Annotated in this window: 24 protein-coding genes, 4 tRNA genes and 1 pseudogene; 14 read left to right on the forward strand and 15 right to left on the reverse strand. The window is 43.2% G+C overall.

The genetic code is table 11. From position 1 onward, the window contains the following. Positions 1-169: 169 nt before the first annotated feature. A complete protein-coding gene (locus PCC7418_RS18320; protein ID WP_015227680.1) occupies positions 170-2,080 on the reverse strand; it encodes a long-chain fatty acid--CoA ligase in 1,911 nt (636 codons plus the stop codon). A gap of 125 nt (positions 2,081-2,205) precedes the next feature. Between PCC7418_RS18320 and PCC7418_RS18325 the strand changes: the two genes are divergently transcribed. Further along, the gene (locus PCC7418_RS18325) at positions 2,206-2,730 is read left to right on the forward strand and encodes a hypothetical protein (protein WP_015227681.1); all 525 of its coding nucleotides are present in this window, start codon (positions 2,206-2,208) and stop codon (positions 2,728-2,730) included. A 273-nt stretch (positions 2,731-3,003) separates the two neighbouring features. Here the strand turns inward: PCC7418_RS18325 and PCC7418_RS18330 are convergent. Then, a tRNA-Arg gene (locus PCC7418_RS18330) sits at positions 3,004-3,076 on the reverse strand. Positions 3,077-3,102: 26 nt separating this feature from the next. Further along, the gene (locus PCC7418_RS18335) at positions 3,103-4,074 is read right to left on the reverse strand and encodes a CHAD domain-containing protein (protein WP_015227682.1); all 972 of its coding nucleotides are present in this window, start codon (positions 4,072-4,074) and stop codon (positions 3,103-3,105) included. A gap of 85 nt (positions 4,075-4,159) precedes the next feature. On the opposite strand from PCC7418_RS18335, the pseudogene PCC7418_RS21060 reads away from it, so the two are divergent. Together PCC7418_RS21060 and speD are read left to right on the forward strand one after the other, a co-directional pair. Next, positions 4,160-4,525: pseudogene (locus PCC7418_RS21060) on the forward strand (zinc ribbon domain-containing protein); the annotation flags it as partial. Positions 4,526-4,604: 79 nt separating this feature from the next. Beyond that, entirely contained in the window at positions 4,605-4,994 is a 390-nt protein-coding gene (gene speD, locus PCC7418_RS18345) for an adenosylmethionine decarboxylase (protein ID WP_015227683.1), read from the forward strand. A gap of 49 nt (positions 4,995-5,043) precedes the next feature. On the opposite strand, the gene PCC7418_RS18350 is transcribed toward speD, so the two are convergent. Further along, positions 5,044-5,124, reverse strand: a tRNA-Leu gene (locus PCC7418_RS18350). A gap of 69 nt (positions 5,125-5,193) precedes the next feature. Between PCC7418_RS18350 and PCC7418_RS18355 the strand changes: the two genes are divergently transcribed. Continuing rightward, complete coding sequence (locus PCC7418_RS18355; protein ID WP_015227684.1) at positions 5,194-6,087, forward strand: lipopolysaccharide assembly protein LapB; 894 nt, start codon at positions 5,194-5,196, stop codon at positions 6,085-6,087. Between the two features lies 1 nt (position 6,088). Here PCC7418_RS18355 and PCC7418_RS18360 read toward each other — a convergent pair whose 3' ends face one another. Further along, entirely contained in the window at positions 6,089-6,310 is a 222-nt protein-coding gene (locus tag PCC7418_RS18360) for a hypothetical protein (RefSeq protein ID WP_041596328.1), read from the reverse strand. A gap of 248 nt (positions 6,311-6,558) precedes the next feature. On the opposite strand from PCC7418_RS18360, the gene PCC7418_RS18365 reads away from it, so the two are divergent. Both PCC7418_RS18365 and ribBA read left to right on the forward strand, forming a co-directional pair. Next, positions 6,559-7,344, forward strand: coding sequence for an SDR family oxidoreductase (locus tag PCC7418_RS18365; protein WP_015227686.1), 786 nt, complete (start codon positions 6,559-6,561; stop codon positions 7,342-7,344). Positions 7,345-7,485: 141 nt separating this feature from the next. Further along, entirely contained in the window at positions 7,486-9,159 is a 1,674-nt protein-coding gene (gene ribBA, locus PCC7418_RS18370) for a bifunctional 3,4-dihydroxy-2-butanone-4-phosphate synthase/GTP cyclohydrolase II (protein WP_015227687.1), read from the forward strand. A gap of 129 nt (positions 9,160-9,288) precedes the next feature. Here the strand turns inward: ribBA and PCC7418_RS18375 are convergent, their stop codons facing one another. Further along, positions 9,289-10,911 (reverse strand): mechanosensitive ion channel family protein, encoded by a 1,623-nt coding sequence (locus PCC7418_RS18375; protein WP_015227688.1) that lies wholly within the window; start codon positions 10,909-10,911, stop codon positions 9,289-9,291. A gap of 181 nt (positions 10,912-11,092) precedes the next feature. On the opposite strand from PCC7418_RS18375, the gene PCC7418_RS18380 reads away from it, so the two are divergent. Both PCC7418_RS18380 and pyrE read left to right on the forward strand, forming a co-directional pair. Then, positions 11,093-11,806 (forward strand): response regulator transcription factor, encoded by a 714-nt coding sequence (locus tag PCC7418_RS18380; protein WP_015227689.1) that lies wholly within the window; start codon positions 11,093-11,095, stop codon positions 11,804-11,806. 28 nt (positions 11,807-11,834) lie between these two features. Continuing rightward, a complete protein-coding gene (pyrE, locus tag PCC7418_RS18385; RefSeq protein ID WP_015227690.1) occupies positions 11,835-12,422 on the forward strand; it encodes an orotate phosphoribosyltransferase in 588 nt (195 codons plus the stop codon). Between the two features lie 79 nt (positions 12,423-12,501). Here the strand turns inward: pyrE and PCC7418_RS18390 are convergent, their stop codons facing one another. From PCC7418_RS18390 to trpS, 5 genes are all read right to left on the reverse strand, one after another. Further along, entirely contained in the window at positions 12,502-13,209 is a 708-nt protein-coding gene (locus PCC7418_RS18390; RefSeq protein ID WP_015227691.1) for a Mo-dependent nitrogenase C-terminal domain-containing protein, read from the reverse strand. Between the two features lie 316 nt (positions 13,210-13,525). Further along, positions 13,526-13,666 carry a photosystem I protein PsaX gene (locus tag PCC7418_RS18395; protein ID WP_015227692.1) on the reverse strand — a complete coding sequence of 47 codons (141 nt, stop codon included), beginning with the start codon at positions 13,664-13,666 and terminating at the stop codon, positions 13,526-13,528. A 38-nt stretch (positions 13,667-13,704) separates the two neighbouring features. Continuing rightward, a complete protein-coding gene (gene lipA / locus PCC7418_RS18400) occupies positions 13,705-14,625 on the reverse strand; it encodes a lipoyl synthase (protein ID WP_015227693.1) in 921 nt (306 codons plus the stop codon). A 98-nt stretch (positions 14,626-14,723) separates the two neighbouring features. Next, positions 14,724-15,668 (reverse strand): NAD(P)-dependent oxidoreductase, encoded by a 945-nt coding sequence (locus tag PCC7418_RS18405; protein ID WP_015227694.1) that lies wholly within the window; start codon positions 15,666-15,668, stop codon positions 14,724-14,726. Between the two features lie 164 nt (positions 15,669-15,832). Beyond that, a complete protein-coding gene (trpS, locus tag PCC7418_RS18410) occupies positions 15,833-16,843 on the reverse strand; it encodes a tryptophan--tRNA ligase (protein WP_015227695.1) in 1,011 nt (336 codons plus the stop codon). An 83-nt stretch (positions 16,844-16,926) separates the two neighbouring features. Here trpS and PCC7418_RS18415 point away from each other — a divergent pair, with 83 nt between their 5' ends. The 3 genes from PCC7418_RS18415 to PCC7418_RS18425 are packed head-to-tail and all read left to right on the forward strand — an operon-like array spanning position 16,927 to position 19,165. Beyond that, a complete protein-coding gene (locus PCC7418_RS18415) occupies positions 16,927-18,531 on the forward strand; it encodes a hypothetical protein (protein ID WP_015227696.1) in 1,605 nt (534 codons plus the stop codon). A gap of 48 nt (positions 18,532-18,579) precedes the next feature. After that, on the forward strand, positions 18,580-18,831 hold the full coding sequence (locus PCC7418_RS18420; RefSeq protein WP_015227697.1) for a hypothetical protein: 252 nt from the start codon (positions 18,580-18,582) through the stop codon (positions 18,829-18,831). Further along, a complete protein-coding gene (locus PCC7418_RS18425) occupies positions 18,806-19,165 on the forward strand; it encodes a type II toxin-antitoxin system PemK/MazF family toxin (protein ID WP_041596805.1) in 360 nt (119 codons plus the stop codon). The genes PCC7418_RS18420 and PCC7418_RS18425 overlap by 26 nt, the downstream gene beginning before the upstream one ends. Before the next feature lie 5 nt (positions 19,166-19,170). Here PCC7418_RS18425 and moaC read toward each other — a convergent pair whose 3' ends face one another. Then, positions 19,171-19,677, reverse strand: coding sequence for a cyclic pyranopterin monophosphate synthase MoaC (gene moaC / locus PCC7418_RS18430; RefSeq protein ID WP_015227699.1), 507 nt, complete (start codon positions 19,675-19,677; stop codon positions 19,171-19,173). 51 nt (positions 19,678-19,728) lie between these two features. Here moaC and PCC7418_RS18435 point away from each other — a divergent pair. The 3 genes from PCC7418_RS18435 (at position 19,729) to PCC7418_RS18445 (ending at position 20,894) form a co-directional block, all read left to right on the forward strand. Then, positions 19,729-19,802, forward strand: a tRNA-Arg gene (locus PCC7418_RS18435). Between the two features lie 152 nt (positions 19,803-19,954). Then, positions 19,955-20,026 (forward strand) — tRNA-Gln (locus PCC7418_RS18440). Positions 20,027-20,111: 85 nt separating this feature from the next. Beyond that, positions 20,112-20,894 (forward strand): HAD family hydrolase, encoded by a 783-nt coding sequence (locus tag PCC7418_RS18445; protein ID WP_235620723.1) that lies wholly within the window; start codon positions 20,112-20,114, stop codon positions 20,892-20,894. Position 20,895: 1 nt separating this feature from the next. Here PCC7418_RS18445 and surE read toward each other — a convergent pair whose 3' ends face one another. The 3 genes from surE to PCC7418_RS18460 are packed head-to-tail and all read right to left on the reverse strand — an operon-like array spanning position 20,896 to position 23,320. After that, complete coding sequence (gene surE / locus PCC7418_RS18450; protein ID WP_015227701.1) at positions 20,896-21,696, reverse strand: 5'/3'-nucleotidase SurE; 801 nt, start codon at positions 21,694-21,696, stop codon at positions 20,896-20,898. A 13-nt stretch (positions 21,697-21,709) separates the two neighbouring features. Continuing rightward, positions 21,710-22,162: a PPC domain-containing protein gene (locus tag PCC7418_RS18455; protein ID WP_015227702.1), complete on the reverse strand. Its 453-nt coding sequence runs from the start codon at positions 22,160-22,162 to the stop codon at positions 21,710-21,712. A gap of 54 nt (positions 22,163-22,216) precedes the next feature. Then, the gene (locus tag PCC7418_RS18460) at positions 22,217-23,320 is read right to left on the reverse strand and encodes a glycosyltransferase family 1 protein (protein WP_015227703.1); all 1,104 of its coding nucleotides are present in this window, start codon (positions 23,318-23,320) and stop codon (positions 22,217-22,219) included. Positions 23,321-23,332: the final 12 nt, after the last annotated feature.

Genomic DNA, 23,332 nt, shown 5'->3' on the forward strand with positions numbered 1-23,332 from the left:
TTTCTTCTAAATTAACCATTACACAGCCTCAAACTTGTTCTGTTTTCATACAAACCGATTGCTAATCCATCGAGCAGTTCTCACATTTGTTTGTTGTTCTCTGTTCTGGGTTCGTTGTTATCTTTTCCCAAGAACGAAGAACAAAGAACAAATAACATTTATAAGAAGACTATCCCTTAGCAAACATCCCGTCAATCATATCCTGATACCGTTCATAAACAACAGGACGTTTAATTTTTAGGGTTTGGGTCATCATCCCATTGTCCATGGAGAAGGGTTCTAAAATGAGCTTAAACACCCCAATACGGTCATCAATGCGATAACCGGGGCGATTTTTGACCTCGCGGTTTAATTCATCTCGAAATAACTTCTGGATCTGGCTATTCGCTAAAGTTTCTTCTAACTGTCCTTCCGCAAAATCGAGATTGAGATTATGGTCTTTTGCCCATTGTTCCAAAATTTCCACATTCGGCACAATCAACGCCCCTAAACACCGTTGATCTTGACCCACAACCATAATCTGGTCAATATAGATACTCCGTAAACAAGCATTTTCTAACGGTTGCGGTTCGATATTTTCCCCATTAGAGAGGACAATGGTATCTTTTGCCCGTCCTGTCAAGACTAAATCACCCGTAGGCGTAATCCAACCTAAATCCCCTGTATTAAACCATCCTTCCTCATCAATCGCTTTGGCGGTGGCTTCTGGCTTTTTATAGTAGCCTTGCATTACTTGTGTCCCCCGAATCATCACTAACCCTTTTTCCCCGTCAGGGAGCGATTTTTTGGTCTCAGGGTCAACAATTTTCGTTTCCGTCTCAGGAATCGCAGGACCCGATGAACCGCGCAGATTATGATATAAACGGCGGGCATGAGTAACAGGAGAGGTTTCGGTTAAGCCGTATCCCACTAGCAAGGGAATACCAATTAATTCGTAAAAATCATCAATATGTTTGGCTAAAGCACCACCACCACTAATGACTGCTTTTAAGTTTCCTCCTGTGGCTTCGCGAACGGTTTGATAAACAATTTTATCGCCTAAATTATGCAAAGGTTTTAACACAGAACATTGTGAAGAAGCAGTTAGTTTTGCGATGAGAGATGGACGCAAATTTTCTAAATCTAAGCCTTCACTAATGCGTTTAGTTTTCAGGTAGCGGTTAGAGATACTTAAAAAGAAATCAATCAGTTTTTTCTTATTTCCTGTTTGTTGGTTTAGGTTTTTCTGAATGCCATCATAAACCGATTCCCAAAGTCGAGGAACACCGACCATATAATTCGGTTTTTGTTCCCGTAAATCTTTCTTAAATGAGCGTAAGTTCGTATAAATGAGATGACACCCTCTGGATAATAAAAAATATTCTGCTGCCCGTTCATAAGCGTGCCAACTAGGAAGAATACTTAAAACGCGATCGCCTGCTTGCGGTTGAATTACGTCTCCAATCGCACGAACTTGATGCAGAAAGTTACCATGAGATAGCATTGCGCCTTTAGGTTTTCCCGTTGTTCCCGATGTATAAATTAAAGTCGCTAAATCATCTTTTTTTCGAGGAACAAGTGTAAACTCTTTTTGATTTCCTTGCGCCATTAGTTGGCTAAAATTTAGGGTTGGTATCTCTTCACTTTCTATCGTTTCATCCGACAATAAAATCACCAGTTGAATTGGTAAATTAGCCAATTCTCCTTGCAATTTCTCAAGGGTTTTATAATCTTCAACCATCAAAACCTTGCTATCACTATCGGTGAGAATATAAGCTAACTCTGCGGGATCGGCTTGTGAGGATCTGACCACATCAACGGCCCCTGCACTAAGAATTCCTTGATCCGCAATAAACCAGCGCGGACTGTTATCAGAAAATAGAGCAATTTTTGTATCAGGTTCAATTCCTTGGGCTTGTAAGCCACTGGCAAATTGTTTAATTTTTTGGTTTAATTGTTGATAAGTAATCTGGACAGGAGGGTCTTGATGGGGGTCATCGAGAGCGATCAATTTACCGCAATAGGGCGCAACTTGTGACCAGATTTCGGGCAAGGACTGTGCAGTAGAATAGTCCACAGGGGTCGTCGTTGGTTTAAACATACTATCGAATTCTGTTATTGAACTTTTTCACTACTTTACTCGTTTCTTCACGCTTCTAGTGCTTCTAGAAAAAATAATTTTACTGATATCATTAAGTTGAGATTGATTCTTGGGAAGTTTTCACGATGGGTGTAATTACTTGGTTACAAGGGGGAAGTGACCCCAATAATGGGACAAATTTTGAAACCATCCGTCAGTGGTGGGGAAAGTTAAGCGGAAAAGAAGTTGTTGTGGCGCAACGCTTAATTCCAGATCATGGAGAGATGGCTCAAATTGATTGGGAACGTCAAAAGTTTGATGACCAGTTGGTGATGTTCAAGTCAGAAATCAGAGGAATTACCCTCTATTGGCAAAAATCCTTATCAGAAGAGGAACGGAGTTTTACGCCGTATAAGTTGGAATTAGATACTGTTCAAGATAAGTTGTATATTTATCCGCAATCCCAGCGTCAAGTTGTCATTCGGGTGGGAACGCCTGATGTCCACTATACGACAGTTTCCTTAAATGAGCCAGAATTGTTGCTTAGTGGTGCGGAAGGGGAAGAGCAAGCCTTATTAATGCGCGATCGCGCTCGTCAAATTGCCGTACAATTAGCATTAACCCCAGCCACTCGCCAAAAATTACAAGACCTCCTCTCTGGTGGAAATTAAAATCATCAAGATCGCTAGACCTTGGAAAACAAAAGCAATTTGATTCCCCTCCTGTTGGTGGATTCACAATCAATTCCCCATTGATCCACGCTCCAATTGTAAGTCTGGGTTAGCAGCAGCGATCGCTGCAAACTCCTCAGATGTAACCGTTAGTGGCATTTCTGGTAAACGGATGGATTGCTGTGGCATAACAGTCATCTTTCACTCTGCGAGCAAGTGCTGAAAATGATCCCAAATCAGAGCTTGCTCTTCAGGTCTGATGAATAGAAAAAACGAGCACGGGAGGATTTGAACCTCCGACACCCAGAACCGGAATCTGGTGCTCTATCCACTGAGCTACGCGCCCACACTCTCATTAAGATAGCATTTTTTTTAATTCATGGCTACAGAGTCTAGAGTGGTTTCCGTTTCTTCTCCGAGAGAGGGATTCTGTACGGTTAAGCGGAGGTTGTTTCGTGTGGCAGGATTGAGAAAATATTGTTGCAATTGTTCCCAGTCTTGCCATTTTTCTTGACGGAATACGCTCAATTGTTGAGCCAGACTTGGAAACTCCGCCGATAAGGTTTCCCCACAACAGTCCGAGAGAAATTCTCCTAACACAACACTATCTTGGATCTCTCCTAAAACACTTTGAATGGCTTTCACTTGCTTCACATACTGCTGATAGGGTTCATCATAGCAATGGGTGAACAGTTCCATTTGATAACGACATTTTTTCGCTGCTTTCCGCAAACTGTGAAGGGTTTCTCCTTGTTGATCTAAGAGGGTTGCTGGCTCAAGATTCGTATTTTGACCCACTAACCAACCTGGATGGAGGAGTAAGTTACTGACGTGAGGGAGTAATAAATCGGGTAAGACTTCGGTAATGGGTAACGGCGCGATCGCGCTTAATTTGGGTTTTTCTAACCACTGCTTTAAACTGGCTTTCAGATTTTGATAGTCTTTACTTTCTAGAGCCTTAATCACCTTTTTATAAGCCTGTTGCCTTTGTTTCCCCAACTCTTTGAAAACGGATTTTAAATCTTTCTGTTCAGATGGAGGAAGAGAGGGCAAATAATGGTTTTCTAAACTTGCCTTTAAAACATCTAAATCCCGTAATGTTCCTAATTCTCTAGCAAGTTTACCCACCTTCTTCTCACGGGCTGCTTTCGGCATTTCAATGGCGCGAGAAAAGCCAACTAAAGCCGTGCGTAGTCTTCGCATTCCCACCCGCATCTGATGGAGGGCTTCGGGATCTTGATCTTCATACACCCCTGCTTCATGTTTTGCCATTTTCTGGCTATGCTTTTCTAAAGCAGCGATCGCGCTGTGACCAAAGGTTTCTACTGTTGTCTCTTCGCTCATTTCATAAGCCTTTGCTAGTGCCGTTCCCCTTCATTTTAACCTAAACTTAACCTCACGTCATCGGGAGAGTGGGGGGTGATTAGGCTGGTATCAGTTCCGAGTTTGGCTAGAATACTTTGCCACTAAGTTTGGGAAGGTAGCAGTTGCTGTTCCTCCTCAATACACTTCTCAAGAATGATCTAACTGCGGTCGGATTTTTAAAAAGGCACTATCAACTAGAACCCATGCTTGTCAGTGTGGGACGATGTTAGATAGAGACGAGAACGCAGCTATTAACCTTCTGAGAGAAGGACTCCGTACCGTCGGGCGGACGGGAACGGCTGGCTTCGAGCCAGATCAACGCTTGTGGAGAGACCCGCCTCGACTCGCTTTTGTTTGCGAACAATTGGAGCAAGCGGACTCGTTTTGTGAACTAGGTTCACAGGTTAGAAGCAAGAATCTCCCGTTATAATTTATTATTTAACGGGAGAGCGTCAAAACTAAAGTTGGGATAATAACTTTACTAATTAGGGTGGAGAAACGAAGACAGAATGAAAAAAGTGGGAACTCATCTGGTCGTAGAGGCTTGGCAAGCTCCGGAAGATGTACTCAATGATGCTGAGCAGATTCGTCACGCATTAGCGGAAGCAGTGTTTGCAGGAGGAGCAACTTTGCTCAATCTATGTGTGCATCAATTTAGTCCTCATGGTGTAACAGCAACAGCAACATTGTCCGAGTCACATATTGCCATTCACACTTGGCCAGAATATGGATATTTTGCTGCGGATCTCTTTTTCTGTGGCAAAGGCGATCCCCATCAAGCGATGAAGGTTTTACAAAGTGTTCTGGGAGCAAAACAAATTTCCATGCAAGAAATTGATCGAGGCTTACCGAGTTCAGAAGTCCCAGAAGAATCAGGAAAAGAATCAATCTTCGCTTAAAAGCAACAAATAGCCGGGGAAACGACTCCGGCTATTTGTTTGAGAAAAATGCGGACGGAGAGACTCGAACTCTCACGTCAGAGACACTAGAACCTAAATCTAGCGCGTCTACCAATTCCGCCACGTCCGCTTAGGATTCAATCCCACCGACATGTAACACTAGCATAGTTTTGAGGAAACTGACAAGGAGAAACGGAAAATGAAGGGAAGATGGGGGGTTGCGGGCTTATTAATTGCAGTGTTAGCGATAACGAATCCTCAATCGGCGCAAGGACAATCTTTACCTGTCTTAACGCCAACGACACCCAAGGCCATTGAATCTTTAAATCGAGGGTTAGAGGAAGTCCGTGTGGGAAATATTGATCGCGCGATCGCGCTTTTTGAAGAAGCGATTCGCCTTGACAAAACCCTCGCCCCCGCACACTATAATCTCGGTTTAGCCCTGAGAGAAAAGGGACAACTGCAAGCTGCTGCGGATGCTTTTCATCGTGCTTTATCCATTAATCCGAAACTGGCGGTGGCTTATGCGAACTTAGGTGCAGCTTTAATTGAAGGGAATAATTTTGAACAAGCTCAAGTCTATCTGGATCGCGCGATCGATCTCTCACCCCAACTCGGGATTACTCACTATAACTTAGGCTTAGTCGCACTCGGACAAGACAAGCCTGAACGTGCCATTGAACATTTCCGTAACGCCCAGAAATATCGCTCACAAGCCCCTGAAATCTCCTATCAAATGGGATTAGCTTATCTTCAACAAAACCAGCTAGAACAAGCGAAAACGGCTTTTGAATCGGCGATTGGTCTTCGCCCTCGTTACAGCCAAGCTCACTACGGATTAGGACAAGTCTGGTTTCAACAAAATCAACCCGAAGTTGCCTTAGAGGCATTTCAACAAGCCATTGCTTTCAATTCTGAATTAGCCAGTGCTTACTACGCTGCGGGTGTTGTTTTCTTTGAAGGGAAACAATTTTCGCAAGCGGTTGCTATGTTACAAAAAGCACAAAAACTATACGCAGAGCAAGGACAAGTGCTATGGGCAGTGTATGCGAAACAACTTTCCCAAAGAGCCATTTCTCGCAATCAGGATTAAATTAGCAACTTGATGCGCGATCGCGCTCAGACTTGTTATCCCAATACCGATGACTGCTCAAGCCCAATCTAATGCGCCAATAGCTATCATCCCTAGGTGCTTCAAAATTAAACACCTCTAATTTTTCTCGTAAGTCTCGCTCTTGAAATGCAAGCTCCTCTAGGGAGTGTCTCGCTCTTGCAATTTGTTTGGTTAATCTCTCTAGTTTAGATTCTGACACCATGACTGAAATACTTACACATAAATTCTCATTGACATTCATATCACCGAAAGCAACTTAACTGATTATACTGAAGTATTACAAGTTTTGTCAAGATTCCAACCGTAACTTATTTTATGTGTTAACTCTGACAAAATTTTTCTCTGATCACGATACATAATGAATAATGCTAAAAATCCTACTTCAGCCCTCTTTTGAAGCGATGGTAAAGGAGATGATAAACTTAAAGAAACTTTACAATCAGGATAACAATGAAAACTGCCCTTGTCACTGGTGCATCCTCTGGAATTGGTTATGCTTTTGCCCAAACATTGGCTGAGCGTGGTTATAACCTAGTGTTGGTTGCTCGTTCTCAGGACAAACTGGAGCAATTAGCAAACAATCTCCAAAGCAGCCACAACATTACAACAGAAGTCATTCCTCAAGATTTAACTGCAACCAACGCAGCACAAAATCTTTTCAACATTGTGACTAGCAAAGAGATGAATATTGACTTACTCATTAACAATGCTGGCTTTGGAGACTATGGTGTCTTTGCAGACTCCTCTCTGGATAAACAACTAGAGATGATTCAACTAAATATTACATCTTTGACAGCTTTGACCCATCTTTTCCTGTCTCCGATGCGGGAAAAGGGGACTGGCGGAATTATTAATATTTCTTCGATCGCGGGGTTTCAACCTCTCCCCTATATGTCAATCTATGCAGCAACAAAAGCCTTTGTCCTCAGTTTTAGTGAAGCCATTTGGGCAGAAAATCGAGATGCTGGTATTACAGTCACTTGTGTTTGTCCGGGTCCCACTGAAACTGAATTTTTTAAAGTGGCTAACTTTCCCGATTCTGCCGTTGCATCAGCCCAACAAAATTACACCTCTCCCGAAGCAGTCGTCAAAGCTGCTTTAGAAGCCTTCGACAAACAACAAGCCAATGTGGTCACAGGAGGATTACCGAATCAATTAATTGTCAATATTCCCCGCTTTTTACCCCGAGAAACCCTAGTCAGTGCAGTTGCTCAACAATTTCGACCCCATCAGTGATCAGTGACCAGTGGATGGTAAAGAAGAAAAAACTACCCACTACTCACTACCCACTAACATAGCGATCGCGCTGCTAAACAGGATACAATCGAAACAGAAATCTTTTAAAAAAGTTTACATTAGAGCGTTTAACTCTTGATAGTGGATTCGCAAGCAACCTATCCCATAGAATTTGACCCCATCGAAGAAGCACTGGCTGACTTCCGTTCCGGTCGCCCCATTGTCGTCGTGGATGATGAAAACCGCGAAAATGAAGGCGATCTGATTTGTGCTGCTCAATTTGCTACTCCACCCATGATTAACTTTATGGCTGTGGAAGCGCGAGGCTTAATTTGTCTCGCTATGAGTGGTGAGCGACTCGATACCCTTGATTTACCGTTAATGGTGAGTAAAAACACTGATAGTAATCAGACGGCGTTTACGGTCAGCATTGATGCAGCGAAACATTTGGGGACAACCACAGGCATTTCCGCCGAAGATCGCGCCCGCACGATTCAAATTGCCATCAATCCCACCTCTCGCCCCGAAGATCTGACCCGTCCTGGTCATGTTTTCCCGATTCGGGCGAAAGAAGGAGGAGTCTTAAAACGAGCCGGACATACTGAAGCAGCGATTGATTTATGTCGCTTATCAGGATTGACTCCTGCGGGAGTGATCTGTGAAATTCAAAATCCTGATGGGTCAATGGCGCGTTTGCCTGAACTCGCAGAGTATGCCCAAAAGCATCATCTGAAACTGATTAGTATTGCTGATTTAATTAGTTACCGCTTACAACACGATCGCTTTGTGTATAGAGAAACCATTTGTCAACTACCCACTCAGTTTGGCGATTTTCAAATCTACGCCTACCGTAATCAACTTGACGACAGCGAACATATCGCGATTGTCAAAGGTGATCCCAGCACGTTTTCAGATCAACCCGTAATGGTACGGATGCACTCCGAATGTCTCACTGGGGATGCTCTCGGATCAATGCGCTGTGACTGTCGGATGCAACTGCAAGCAGCCCTAAAAATGATTGAAAACGCTGGAAAAGGGGTTGTGGTTTATCTGCGTCAAGAAGGGCGCGGGATTGGCTTATTGAATAAGTTAAAAGCCTATTCACTGCAAGATATGGGCTTAGATACTGTAGAAGCCAATGAACGTCTCGGGTTTCCTGCTGATTTAAGAGACTATGGGATGGGGGCGCAAATGCTCAATGATTTGGGAATTAAACAGATTCGCCTCATTACCAATAATCCTCGCAAAATTGCAGGGTTGAAAGGGTATGGTTTAGAAATTGTAGAGCGTGTTCCCTTGCTGATTGAAGCCACCGATTATAATTCTGTATATCTTGCTACAAAAGCGAAAAAATTGGGTCATCTGTTGCTGCAAACCTATTTGGCAAGTGTCGCGATCGATTGGCGAGATAATTTGCAATCAGTGACTGATCGGTATCAACGATTAGAACGCTTGCGGGAATTAGCTAATGATTATCATCTTTTAGTGCAAGAAGAAGCCCGTCCTGTCGCGATCGCGCTGTTTGGAACCCCTGATCTAACGGTTCATTTTGGCTTTGATCAACCCAATGTAGCAAACCCCGATTGGTACACTAATTCTGGTCATCCCTATGTCATCGCCATCTGTAAAATTCTGGATGAAATCGCCAGTTGGGAAGAAGTGAAGCGAATTGAATTTTTGATTTCCCCTGGAGATGATCCGATGACAGGATTACAAGTTAAACTCAATCGTGAGCCTCATCAGCACGGTGAAAAGCCTTCTCTTGTCTGTCACCATCTCACCCCGCAAACCATCTATAGTTTTGTGAATAATTGAAGTTCTTTGTTCTTTGTTCTTTGTTCTTTGTTCTTTGTTCTTCGTTCTTTGTTCTTTGTTCTTCGTTCTTCGTTATTTGGTCACTGATTACTGGTCACTGGTCACTGGTCACTGATTACTGGTCACTGGTCACTGGTCACTGTTCTGATTCTCAGCAATAACGCCAATATTTTGCGGGATAGGGATAACAATTCCTTCCCGATCAAAGGCTTCTTTCACCATTTTCCGTAACTCCCCTTGAATGTCATCGTGAACCCCGCGACGGCTGTTATTGGGTTTGAGTTTAGTAACAGCACGAACCATTAACTGTAATGTCCCAAATTCTTCTAAGCCATCCACTTTCGTCGGTTCTAACACATCATTGGGAAACCGTTGTTGAATCTCCTCTCCCACTTCTTCTAGAACTTGATAGACTACATTTAAATCTGAATCGTAAGCAACGCCAACATCAATCACAGCGTAAATATATTCTCGCGAGTAATTACTAATGGATTTGATATCGCCATTGCGAATAATTTGGAGTTGACCGTTGGGATGTCGAATGCGAGTATTGCGAAGCTCGATCGCCTCAACCAGCCCTTCTGCTTTTTCTAGCTTAATATAATCCCCGACGAGATAGTAGTTTTCAAAGAGGATAAAAAATCCACTGACCGTATCATTGACTAAATTTTGCGCCCCTAACCCAACCGCAAGCCCCAAAAGCCCCGCAGCAGCTAAAATCGGAGCAGGATCAATCCCAATGGTTGCTAGGGCCAAAATGCCTAACCAGACATAAATCCCATATTTGAGAAAACTTTGGAGGATCGGAATAAATGTTAAGCGTCGTTTGCGTTCTCCCTCTCCGAGTCTTTTTTTCCCAACGAACAGTTGCACCACAAACAAGTTACTAAACTCAATTAAAATTCTTCCCGCAAGAATAATTCCCAAAATCCGAATCCCTTTAACCCCAATTTGGGAAAGACCGACTAAGGGTTCGATTTGCGCGATCGCGAAAGCAGTTGTTCCAATAATGATGGTATATTCAAGGCAGCTAATTAAAAAGGGAATCAGGGTTCTCAGTTGGGCATAAGACCGTAAAGCAGCATTGCGATTAAAGTAGGCTTCACTAAACGCATCCAGTGTATCGACAATCGCTGGGGGAATCTTCAAAATCAGTAAACCAAGGGCGACAATGAGATAGATTTTGAGGATGGTGAAGAGGATTTCGCCCAAGGCTTGTAGATCAAAAGCAAGAGTGCAGATGAGAAAGGCGGTTAACCAGAGACTGTTGTTGAGATGGAGCTTTAAAACTTGGAAAAATTGATCAATGCTGAAGTCGTTATCGGTAAATTGATCCCAATCTTGAAGCCGTCTGCTGATGCGGTCTAAGAGTTTTCGTAGCGGTTTATTAATGACGATGACGGTTATGATCGCGATCGCGCTTGGAAGAAGACTGATACTAAAATCTAGCCAAAAACGCGGAGACAGTTGATTAAATACAGCAAGGGTCGTCGGTAACAAAGAATGACCGTTCCATAGTAAGACGACATTCATTCCCATGACCCCAAGACTGAAAACCAGCCATAGAGACAAAAAGAGTTTCACATTGATTGTTTGCAGGGTCGTGAGAAGTTGCTGTTGGAACTGTAATCTCGGAATTTGTTTCAGTCGTTGGAAGCATAAATTCATCCCCCAAAGCAGCAGAGAAAACGCGATCGCCAACAAGATGACTTCCCCTGCAATCACCAATAAATCAATCAGTGTTAAATTCATAGTTGATCAGGTCTGGATAATTTCTCCGCAACAGTATCTATCATTAGAAATGGGATCTTAAAAAACTTCCATAGAAGGTCTCCACAAATATGATATGATTTTTGGGAAGTATGTCCACTGGTTGGTCAGCAGCCCTTAGCAAAGCTGCAAGGTTAATGTCAGAGATGGGAAGCCGTGAAAAATGAGTAATATTAGAGTCATTTTAATTGAAGACCATGATTTGACTCGCGTTGGCATTCGCACTGCGCTAGAACAACGGGGTGAAGTCGCATTTTTAGGGGAAGCGGTTAATGCAAAAGAGGGCTTGGCACTCATTGAAGAGAAACAGCCAGATGTCGCGATCGTTGATATTGGTTTGCCCGATATGGATGGAATTGAGTTGACCAGCCAATTTAAGCAAGCCCAAGCGGAAAACGAAGCCCTCAAAGATGTCAAAATTTTAATTCTGACGCTGCAAGATAGCCAAGAGTATGTGTTAGCTGCGTTTGCTGCGGGTGCTGATTCTTACTGCATGAAAGATATCAGCTTTGACTTACTGTTAGAAGCCTTGCGAGTGACGAAAGACGGGAGTTCTTGGATTGATCCCGCGATCGCGCGTGTTGTCATTTCCCAAGCGAAAACTATTTCTTCCCACGAAGAAGAGGAAAAAACCCGACAAATCAGTGCTGCTGAACCAGAATATGAACAATTGGTTGAAGCCTATCCCCTCACGGAACGAGAATTAGAAGTGCTACAACTGATTGTAGAAGGGGCAAGTAATGCAGAAATTGCCGAAAAACTCTATATCACCGTGGGAACGGTGAAAACTCACGTTCGCAATATCTTAAACAAACTTTGTGCTGATGATCGGACACAAGCTGCGGTTCGGGCTTTACGTTCAGGCTTGGTGGGATAATTTAAGAATTAATAATGGAACTTGACAATTGAAACTAGTAAAGGAACAAAATTTAGAGCAATTAAAAGAAACCTTACTGCATTTAATCGCCACGGAAGCCTATCAAGAAGGAGACTTTACCCTTTCTTCCGGACAAAAAAGTTCTTATTACGTCAATAGCAAACCCGTTTCTTTGAGTGCAGAGGGAGCATTTGCCATTGGACACTTGTTTCTCTCTATCTTATCTCCAGATACACAAGCCGTTGCTGGCTTAACCCTAGGGGCTGATCCGTTAGTTAGTGCAGTGACGGTGGTATCGGCTTATGAAAATTGTCCTTTGCCTGGCATTATTGTCCGTAAAAAGCCGAAAGGACACGGTACAAATGCTTATCTGGAAGGAAAAACCCTTCCCGCCAAGGCGAAAGTTGTGGTTTTAGAAGATGTGGTCACCACTGGTCAATCGGCGTTATTTGCGGTGGAACAACTGCAAGCTGCGGGGTATGCGGTGAGTCAGATTGTAGCGATTCTTGACCGCGAACAAGGGGGAAAAGAACTCTATGAAAAACAAGGGATTCCTTTCCAATCACTCTTCTCGATTCGGGAGGTGCAGGCTTATGCCCAAAACCTTGACCAGTGACCAGTGAACAATAAACCAAGAACCAAGAACAAAAATTTAGAATGTACCTTACGAGAGTGAACCGTGCTAGAGTTACTGATTAAGTGTATTTAGACACATCTTCATTGCACTCATCAGCAAGGAAGGATAGTGCACGGAAACGGAGTCCCACTAATTGTTCATAAAGGGGATTCAACTTGCATAATGGGGGGATGTGAACCAGTTTGTGCCCAAATAGTCTGATATCTCGTTCAAATGGACATTGTGAAGGTACTAATTTACAAATAAATCTGGCGACACGCGGATCATCCACTTCCATTCCATCCAGCCAATCTCGCACGGGCTTTAAGATATCAGAATGAGGATGATCAGGGTGATCTTGCTGTGGATCTTGAGTAATGGAAACACTCGCCCCTGATTCTTCCGATTCGCGGTTGTAAAGGGTATGTTCTAGGCTTTTTAGGGCTTCCACTTCTAGGTCAAGGGCTGCACAGAAAGAATTCAATAAGTCTGCTTCTGGGCGAGAGTAAACCCCGTCAGCGACCGCAACCATGACTGCTGTGCGGAGGAAGTTTTCGGCAACTGCCTTATCTTTCCCAAGGGTTGCTGCTAGTTCTTCAGGGCTGATTAAATCAATTTTATTCAGTTCGAGATCAGGGGTTAACTCTTCCTTGGTGATTTTGGTAATGAGATGTTTTTCTTCGATGTCAAAGTCTCCGTCTGCCCAAGCCACGGTTAGTAAACCACGAATCCAGACAGAGGCTTCTTGATCGGATTTAGGGTGGGAAATTTGAGTAAAGCTAGTCATAACAAGTTTGTTCAAACGAATTTGATACTGCTATTGTTGGGATGAGGCGAGTAAGTAATTATTACACCCTGTCGTCCTAATAGAGAGTTTAGTTCCTATATCTTTGGGATCAGAGCATAGCGTTACAAAAAACTGACTTCTTTATTTTTCTTATCTTAACTTCAGAATTCTTAATATTTCATGATCCGATCGATGGAAATTAAAAAGCAATTCATCTACTTAATTAATTATATAAGTGAAGAGTTAATGTAAGCACCCAGAAAACCCCCCTCGCCCTTTTGATGAAAAGAGATTGAGGGGAGTGGATCACCGGTGGTTATATATTCAGGACGTGGAAATAAATGCCAGCAACAATGAGATTACCGACGAGTAGGATTAACGCCCAAATCGTGCGAAAACGATAGGGGGGTTCACCAGATTGAGGGACTGGCATTTTATCAGCAGATGTTTTTGCCATAGTTTTTTCTTCCTTTTTTTAATCGGTCAAATGAGAAATTAATCAGCTTCTCCAGCGTGATAAGAACTACGCACAAGAGGACCGGAACGGACATGACCAAATCCCATTTCTTGCGCGATCGCGCCGAGACGATCAAATTCCTCTGGTGTCCAATATTTTTGCACAGGGCGGTGTTCTAGGGAAGGGCGCATATATTGTCCAATTGTTACGCGATCGCAGTCGATCGCGCGTAAGTCTTGCAGGGTCTCAATGACTTCTTCTTCCGTCTCCCCATGCCCCAACATTAGCCCTGATTTCGTGGGAAGACTAGGGTCAATTTCTTTTACAATTTTTAACACTGCGAGGGAACGGTCATATTTTGCCCCCCGACGCACAGGTCCCTGTAAACGAGGAACTGTTTCAACGTTGTGATTATAACAAGCGGGTTTCGCTGCGACCACTGTTGCCACGCGATCGCGCTGTTTTAAGTCTGAATCTTTTCCGCCCCAAAAATCAGGCGTTAACACCTCAATTCCAGTCTCTGGGGAGCGTTCCCAAATCGCTTCCATGGTCTTCACAAACCAACTCGCGCCCCCATCTTCGAGATCATCTCGCGCCACTGAAGTTAATACCGCATATTTTAAGCCTAATGCTTCTACTGCTTCCGCCACTTTTTGGGGTTCTTCGGGGTCAAGGATCATCGGCGCATGACCTTTATCCACTTGACAAAATGCACAGGCTCTGGTGCAAGTTGCTCCCATTAAGAGGAACGTTGCCGTTTTGTTACTATAACATTCTCCTCGGTTCGGACAACGCCCTTCTTCACAGATGGTGTGAATATCACGCTGTTTCACCACCTGTTGCACAGTTGAAATTTCGCTGGCATTCCCAATGGGGCGTTTTAACCAAGACGGTAGCGCCGTAATCTCTTCCCGCCATTGCTGTCTTGTTTGAGAGTTCGTTTGAGGAGTTTTTACCATCTGATTACTGCTTTCTAAACGTTTTCGGAGAAGAAATTGCTTCTCACAACTGGCAAAATTCTAGTTTTGCTAACTTTTATCTAACTTTCCGTTTTATTTTAACGTTTTTGATGATGGAGTTTAAACACATCAGTCAGTGTGGGGCAATATGGAGTTAAGCCGAACGTTTCGGGGTTGACTGGGTTTTCATGACTAAAATGCCGATATTGCAGACAAAAGCGATCCCATTGCGCCATTTCAATCCGAAATAAAACAATCAAGAAATTGGCTAGAGTTAGAGATAACGGAATCCGAAAATAAATCGGTTTATTTAAGTACGAACATAAACTTTCAATTAATTGATTTGCAGTTACTTTTGTCCTACCTAGAACAAATTCTCTGGTGTTTTGATCCGATGAGGGATGATGAATTAAATAATTAACTGTGGTCGCAATATCTTGGGCATGGATAAAATGAAAACTGCCATCTGCTTTTAACCAACGAGCTAAATTTACCCATTTTGAGACTTCTGGTAGTCCTGAAGAAATATGAGAATAGGGTTTATTTTCATCGCCTCCTAAGACTAAAGTGGGGAAAACAATAGTTAATTTGGAAGCAAGGGGATGTTGTTTAATTTTGAAATAACATTGATATTTAGAGCGAATATATTCTGTTCCTACTTCTCCCGCCGATTTTAAGGGGTGATGATGATAATCCAGAATACTGGCGGTGGAAAAATAAATAACTTGCTGACAAGTTTCAAGGTCTAATAAGTCTAAAAGGTCAAGAGTGCGATCTACATTAATCCGAAAGGTTTCCGTTTCTCCTCCCCAAATAGTTGCTGCTAAAATAGCGACATCAATGGTTTTTAATAACGCTTCAAACTGATGGATTTCTTCTAAATCACCCGTGAGGATATGAAGGCGCGATCGCGCTTCCGAATCAAACTGAACTTTGGCAGGATTTCGCACTAAAAAAAATAATTCGTGGTCGGTATTATTAATTAAATATTCAGCAATATAGTGACCAATGCAGCCACTTGCACCTGTAATAAAAATTCGCATTCTACTTTTTAGTAATTAAGATATAATATTTTCTAGTGTGGTGAGGTAGAAAATTATTCAATGGAGAATCGTCGCTCCTTTAAACTAGCCGTTTATTTCAGAAACAGAGCGACGAAACGGTAACTGTGTTTCTCCCCTAACCGATGAATTCTGAGTTTTTGATCTTAAAAAGGGGGAAGATAACCGAGAGCATTTTTGACCCGAGAAAGCGTTTGTTGCGCGATCGCGCTGGCTTTTTCTTGTCCTTCTTTTAACACGGAATCAAGATAGCCTTCTTCGGTCATCAATTGCTGATATTTTTCCTGAATCGGACGTAAGGCTTCCACTGTTGCTTCTGCTAACAAAGGTTTAAACTGTCCCCAACCCATATCCTGACATTCCGCTGCAACCGTTTCTTTACTTTGACTGGATAATAGCATATAAAGACTTAATAAATTATCGCATTCGGGACGTTCGGGATCATCAAAAGTTAACCCTTTAACGGGATCAGTTTTACAGCGTTTAATTTTCTTTTGAATCAGATCAGGGGGATCAAGTAAATTAATCCGACTCATCTCAGACGGGTCAGATTTTGACATTTTTTTCGTCCCATCCAGTAAACTCATCACCCGTGCGCCTTCAGGACGAATTAATGGGGTGGGAAGTTTTAAAACGGGTTCGTCTTTTTTACCGAATTGATCATTCACGCGGAGGGCGATATTTCGGGTTAACTCTAAATGCTGTTTTTGATCTTCTCCAACGGGAACTTTATCCGCATCATATAATAAGATATCTGCTGCCATTAGAACTGGATAATCGAGCAAACCCGCACTGACATTTTCCCCTTGTTTAACAGCTTTTTCCTTAAACTGAATCATCCGTTCTAACCAGTTTAAGGGGGTAATACAATTTAATAACCAAGCGAGTTCACTATGGGCGCTGACATGAGATTGGACAAAAATGGTGGAATAATTCAAATCAATGCCACAAGCAAGATACAACGCTGCAATGGTATAAGTATCTTGAGCGAGGGTTTCTGGGTTATGGGGAACAGTAATGGCATGAAGATCAACAACGCAAAAGAAGTTATCATATTCTTGTTGAGTTTCGACCCAATTCCGAATTGCGCCTAAGTAGTTTCCTAAATGAAGATTTCCGGTCGGTTGAACTCCCGAAAGTATCCGTTGTTGTGCCATAAAATTTCCTTGTCATTACCTGACAAAATTATATAGCATGAGCAGCTATCGCTTAATATTGTTGTTTTAGGCTAAGTCAGTAGATGTCTTCTGTGTCGAATTCCGATCGCCCCTATAAAAGTCGAATCCTGAACTTTGTCAATCGCCAATGGTTACGAGTCGGCGATCGCGCAAAAATGGGTTTCCGAAAACTGCAAACCGCCACGGTTTGGGGAATCCAGATCCTCGCTTATCCCCTTTACTTACTAGTTCAAACTTCTACTGTCGTTAGTAAACAACTGCAAAGCAAAGCGGTTAAACTGCTGTCTCCTGCTGAAGAGAAAGAAACCGCTTCTGTGGGAAGCCAACCCACTGCTGTCATCTTAAATAGTCTGCATCCTTGGTTAGAGGGAACGCCCTATCACCTGTATCCCCTTCCACCAACCCGCCGTAGTCTGGGGGAAAAACTGCAATTTTGGCGACAACAGGAGACTTCTTCCACACAGCCTCATATAACTGTTCCAGCTTCACCGCAACAGCAAGGATTTTTCAAGACCCTCTCATTTCTCTCGAACAAGAAATCCAACTCAACCCAACATTATCTCATTCAAGGCATCGCAACCTATCTCGAAACAGGAAAACTGGTCTTAGTCACCACAGAAAATCAAGCTGTTGATCTCCTCTCCGAAACTCAACACGAACAACTCAAACAACGGATGAAAATTCTCCTAGAATGTTATGAACAGATGCAGCAACCTTGGTGGTGGCGGGTTGCGTCTCAACCGAAAAAAGGACGTTTTCATCCCGTCCATTGGTTATCAAAATTAATGATTTGGATTCAAACCAGTCCTTTAGCCAAACGCTTAAACTGGTTTCAAGAGTCACAGTTAAGTTTGACCTCGGGTTATGAAGCAATTTCTCAAAAGCCACCGTTTCCTGCAAAAACTGGACTGTTAGATCAGCTTGATCGCGCCCTTTCACGCTGGGAAAATACTCAACTGAGTCCCGTCATCGACAAGATTCGACAGTGGAAAACCAACCTTGACGCAACAGAGGATCAAAATGGAATTCTCGCCCTCATTCGATCCGCAGTGGATTATTTTTATGGGGTGAATCCTGAAAACACTTTGACTGGAGATAGCAGTGGTGAAAAAACAGTCAATTCACGTCCAAAACTGCTAAAACCCATTGAGCGGGTCATCGAACAAGGAAAAGGAAGGATTCAAAATTCTCCCGTTGGCTGTTATCTGAAGCGGATGCAAGAAGCGGATCAAGATCCGTTTACCGTTCAACAGTTGATTCAAGCTGCAATTGATCACTTTTTTGGTAATCCTAATTCTCGCCTCACATCTTCTCCCCCTGAAGCGGAATTTTCCAATGAACCCTGGTTAACTCGCGCGGATCTTTTTGGAGATGATGAATCCCCTCCCGCCTTACCATCGGGAACAACCCATCATCATGAAAAGGAAGATTTTACTGTTGCTATCACTCGTTACCTCAGCGAGGATTTTGCAGTGTCAAACCCCCTTCCGCAAGCAGAAACCGAATCGGATCAAAGTTCGGACTGGTTACACACAGAAGCGGTTTCCATGGGATATGAAAAACATATCCTAGCCCGAATTTTAGAAGTGCTCGATCGCGCTTTAGTCTGGTTAGAAGAGAAGTTATTACAGATCTGGAAATGGTTGTCTTCCCTGCGTCAAAAATGATTGCGATAAGCTGAAAATCAAAATAATACAGGTTGGAGAGGTTTCAAAATGCTAACTAGTATCGAAGGCATTTATCACAAAGGTCAAATTCAACTGATGGAAGATCCGAAGTCTGTACCAGAAGGAACTCGGGTTATTGTTACCTTTATGGAAGGAGAGCAAATTGATCTGAAAGCACAAGGAATTGAGGAAAAAGAAGCTCAGATTTTACGGGAAAGTTTTGCCTCTTTTTCAGAAGATTGGGAGAGTCCTGAAATGAGTATTTACGATGATTATGACGCAGCCCAAAGTAACAGTTAAACGCGGTGATGTGGCTTTGGTGCTGTTTCCAAACTCTAACTTAACCTCTGCTAAAACGCGACCTGTCCTCGTTGTGCAACGGAATCACTTACAAACCGAATTGTCACAAATTATCGTTGCTATGATTACTAGCCGAATGTTTCGAGCGGGACATCCGAGTCGTGTCACAGTTTTACTCAACTCTCCACAGGGAAAACAATCTGGTTTACTCACGGATTCAGTTGTGATGACGGATAACTTGGCAACAATTACAGTTTCTGCAATCTATCGTGTGATTGGTTCTCTACCAACATCAGACATTGATACAGCATTCAAATATACCTTAGGATTATGAAAAATTTACTCCTTCATAAAGGATGATTTTCCACCGGTTTTCTTAACCACCTGAATCGACTCAATGGTCATCGTTTTTTCTAGGGCTTTGGCCATATCATATAGGGTAAGAGCGGTAACAGAAACGGCGGTTAGGGCTTCCATTTCTACTCCCGTTTGTGCGGTGGTGATCACTTCTGCTTGAATGTGATAACCGGGTAAGTCTGGATCAGGAGTTAAATCAACTTTTACGTTTTGTAAGGGTAAAGAATGACACAGAGGGATCAGTTGGGCGGTTTGTTTTGCAGCCATAATCCCAGCGAGACGGGCGCTGGCTAAAACATCTCCTTTCGGGGCGTTTCCTGCTTCAATGGTCTCTAGGGTTTGTGATAACATTCGGATTTGTCCTTGCGCGATCGCGCTGCGTTTGGTGACGGCTTTCTCTGAAACGTCCACCATGCGGGCTTCTCCATGCTGATCCAGATGGGTCATTTTGTCAGATTGAAAATGATTTGGATTTTCCCCTTGTGTCATTGCTGAAGTTTGTGTTATATTTAATTACTGTTGGCTGAAAGGCTGACGCGCGGGCTTGTAGCTCAGTGGACTAGAGCACGTGGCTACGGACCACGGTGTCGGGGGTTCGAATCCTCCCAAGCCCGTTTAGATAAAATCATAGCAAGAGATCAAGAAGGGGAAACAGTGTTTCCTCTTTTTTGATTTCAATGGAAATCAACGGAAAAAATTTTAGATTTCCCCTTGACATCTCAAAAAATCCCTTGCTATATTAATAGAGGTTTGCAAGCCAGCCCATTGGGGTGTAGCCAAGCGGTAAGGCAGCGGGTTTTGGTCTCGCCATTCCTAGGTTCGAATCCTAGCACCCCAGTTGAACTCCCTCAGCACAATGCTTTTCTGTTTGATCGTTACTCTAAAATTGATGGAGTCATGTTGATTGCAAGGGATGGGTGGTTGTGTCAAAGTTGAAAGGTCCTGGAGTCCTCGCCTTAGATTTTGATGGCGTATTGTGCGATGGTCGCGCCGAATATCTTGAAAGTAGTTGGCGCGTTTACACTGAGATTTGGGAGGGATCAGAGGTTGATTTAGAGACGCTGAGACCGCGTTTTTATCAATTGCGATCAGTGATTGAAACAGGCTGGGAAATGCCTTTATTGCTAAGATCGCTGCAGGAAGGAATGACAGATGCAAGCATTTTAGAAAATTGGTCGGCGGTGGTAACGGAAACGTTAGAGCAAAATGGGTTAACTCAGCAGGAAATGGCGCGACTCTTAGATGAAAAGCGCGATCATTGGATTGAAACTAATCCTCAAGATTGGCTAGCCCATCACCAGTTTTATCCTGGGGTCATTCCTCGCTTACAAGCAATTCTCAAGGAAGCAACGACACAAGTTTATATTATCACCACGAAAGAAGGGCGATTTGCGAGAACATTACTGGCAGAACAAGGAATCCGTTTTCCCAGTGATCACATCATGGGAAAAGAGTCTCAGCAACCCAAACGCAAGACATTAACCAGTTTAAGCCAAAAGCATGATCAGCCTTGGCTGTGGTTTGTGGAAGATCGGTTGAAAACCTTGCTTTCTGTGGCTGATTCCCCAGAATTAGATGCAGTACGCCTGTTTTTAGCAGCATGGGGCTATAATACCGCGCGATCGCGCCAACAAGCCCAAGATCATCAACAGATTCAGTTACTCAGCTTGCAGCAGTTTCATCAAGATTTTTCTCATTGGTGCTAATTTATCCTATAATGTCATCAATTCCTTGATTCTGTAACGCCAGAAAACTCTTGGCATTGGTTAAATCAAACTCAAGAGGCGTAATCGTGACATAATTCTGTTTGATCGCTTCTACATCCGTGGGAACATCAGAGGGAAGATGCTTGGCTTCGGGTTGGGGAATATCTTCAATGGCTTCTCCCGCTAGCCAATAATAACTTTTCCCCCGTGGATCAAGCCGTTTTTCAAATTGTTCGATGTAGCGTCGTAACCCTTGACGAGTTAGCATCATTCCCGCAATCTCTGCTTGAGAAACCGCAGGAATATTCACGTTGAGTAATGTTCCTTCAGGAATTGGGGGTAACTTTTCTAAAAGTTGACTGGTCACCTGTGCTGCAATTGTAAACTCAGTGGAGGTATAACTGGCTAAACTAATCGCAAGACTGGGAATCCCATCAATGGTTCCTTCCATTGCAGCAGAAACGGTTCCCGAATAGAGAATATCTGTTCCTAAATTTGACCCATGATTAATTCCAGAGAGAACAAAGTCTGGAGAAGACTCTAAAAGGGCGCTGAGGGCAAATTTTACGCAGTCTGAGGGCGTTCCCGAACAAGACCAAGCGGTAACAGAAGGATGAAAGATACTATCCACAACATTAGCGCGAATCGGTTGATGGAGAGTTAAACCATGTCCAGTGGCTGATCGTTCTCGATCGGGACAGACCACTGTCACATCATATCCTTTTTCTGCAAGCGTATTGGCTAAGGTTCGGATTCCTAGCGCAAAAATGCCATCATCGTTGCTAATCAACAATTTTGTCATAAATGATTCCCACTTATTCTTCTTCCACAGGCTGTAAACGGGTTAGTTTCAAGGTAAAGCGTCCGCCTCCAGTTTGACCAAAAGCACGCACACGAATAATATAACGCCCTGATTCGGTAATGCGAGTAAAGAGGAGGGAATTGGTTGTTCCATCGGGACCGTCATCGTTTTCCGCAACGGTTGTTCCATCGGACGCAATGAGTAAGACAATACTGTCAAAGTCTTCTGATTTCACATCAATGGAGACTTGATCGCCTTTTTGCAAGTTGACTTGATAGTCTCGCGCAAACCCCCCTTCTCCTGTGGGAATATCTTTCGCAGACAGTCGATCACTAATGGAACGATTCAACGGGAGAATCAGAGGATTGTATAAGTTTGATTGCGCTTGAATGGGACGAACTTCATGACTGAGTAATAGCAGTAAAGTTCCGAAAAATAGGGGGATTTTCCAAGGAGACACCAGCATTTCTCTATTTTTGACAGCAACCTGTTCATTATCTCTTAATTGAGCCAGATTCTACTATAAAAATTCTCTGAGAAGTTCAACTGTTGCTTGTCCTGTTTTTTCCCAACTAAACTGAGACGCGCGTTTTAATCCTTGTTCCCGCAACTTCGATCGCAAATGAGAATCTTTAGCAATTGTCGTCATGGCGTTTGTCATGTCATCGGTATTGGTGGGATCGATTAAAATGGCAGCATCTCCAGCCACTTCGGGTAAAGCGGAACAATTGGAGGTAATCACAGGTGTTCCACAGCCCATCGCTTCTAAAACGGGGAAACCGAAGCCTTCCCAGAGACTCGGAAAGACTAAAGCGGTTGCATTTCTAATCAGATCGGGTAACTGGTTATAGGGAATGTAATCAAGAAAATCAGCGCGATCGCGCAGTCCTAATGCTTCCACCTGCTGTTTTAATTTTGGCGTATAACGAGAATCAGTCGGACCGGCTAACCACAGTTGCGTATCAGACACGGACACCTGTGAAAAAGCATTAATCAGACGTTCCACGTTTTTATGGGGGTCATGTCGTCCTAAATAGAGAAAATAATTCTGATGTTGAGAGGTAGCAGCAGGAGTAAAATGCTGTTGATTGTAAGCCAGCAAAATCGGTGTAATTTTTTTGGCGGGGATGTCCCAAAAGTGAATGATATCATCGGCGGTGGCTTGAGAGTTGCAAATAATATGTTCGGCTTGCTTTAAAACTTGGGGAATGTAAAGGCGAAAATAGGGGGTGAGAGGAGATGTCCATCTCGGGTAACGCAGGGGAATTAAATCATGTACTGTAACAATAGACCGACAGGGGGAATATAAGGGGGATTCGGGGACGGGAGAAAAGAGTAAACTAGCGTTTAATTGCTGGTAAAGGTGGGGGAGTTGTTGTTGGGTCCACCGCAAGCGACGGAAATGCGCGATCGTTCCATGATCTGGGCTTAAGCGATCAGGAATTGGGTAATAATTGTAATGCGCGATCGGATCTGAGGCGAGAAGAGTCGGTTCTAAGGATGCTAAAGACGGTAAGATGTTTTGCGTATAAGCCGAGATTCCTGTCGGCTGTTGCATCAAAATTGAACAATTAATTAGAAGGGGGTTAAACACGCCAAGAATTTTTGTTGGAAATAGTGCCATGTTCCTGTTATT

This window comes from Halothece sp. PCC 7418 (assembly GCF_000317635.1).
Taxonomy (GTDB): domain Bacteria; phylum Cyanobacteriota; class Cyanobacteriia; order Cyanobacteriales; family Rubidibacteraceae; genus Halothece.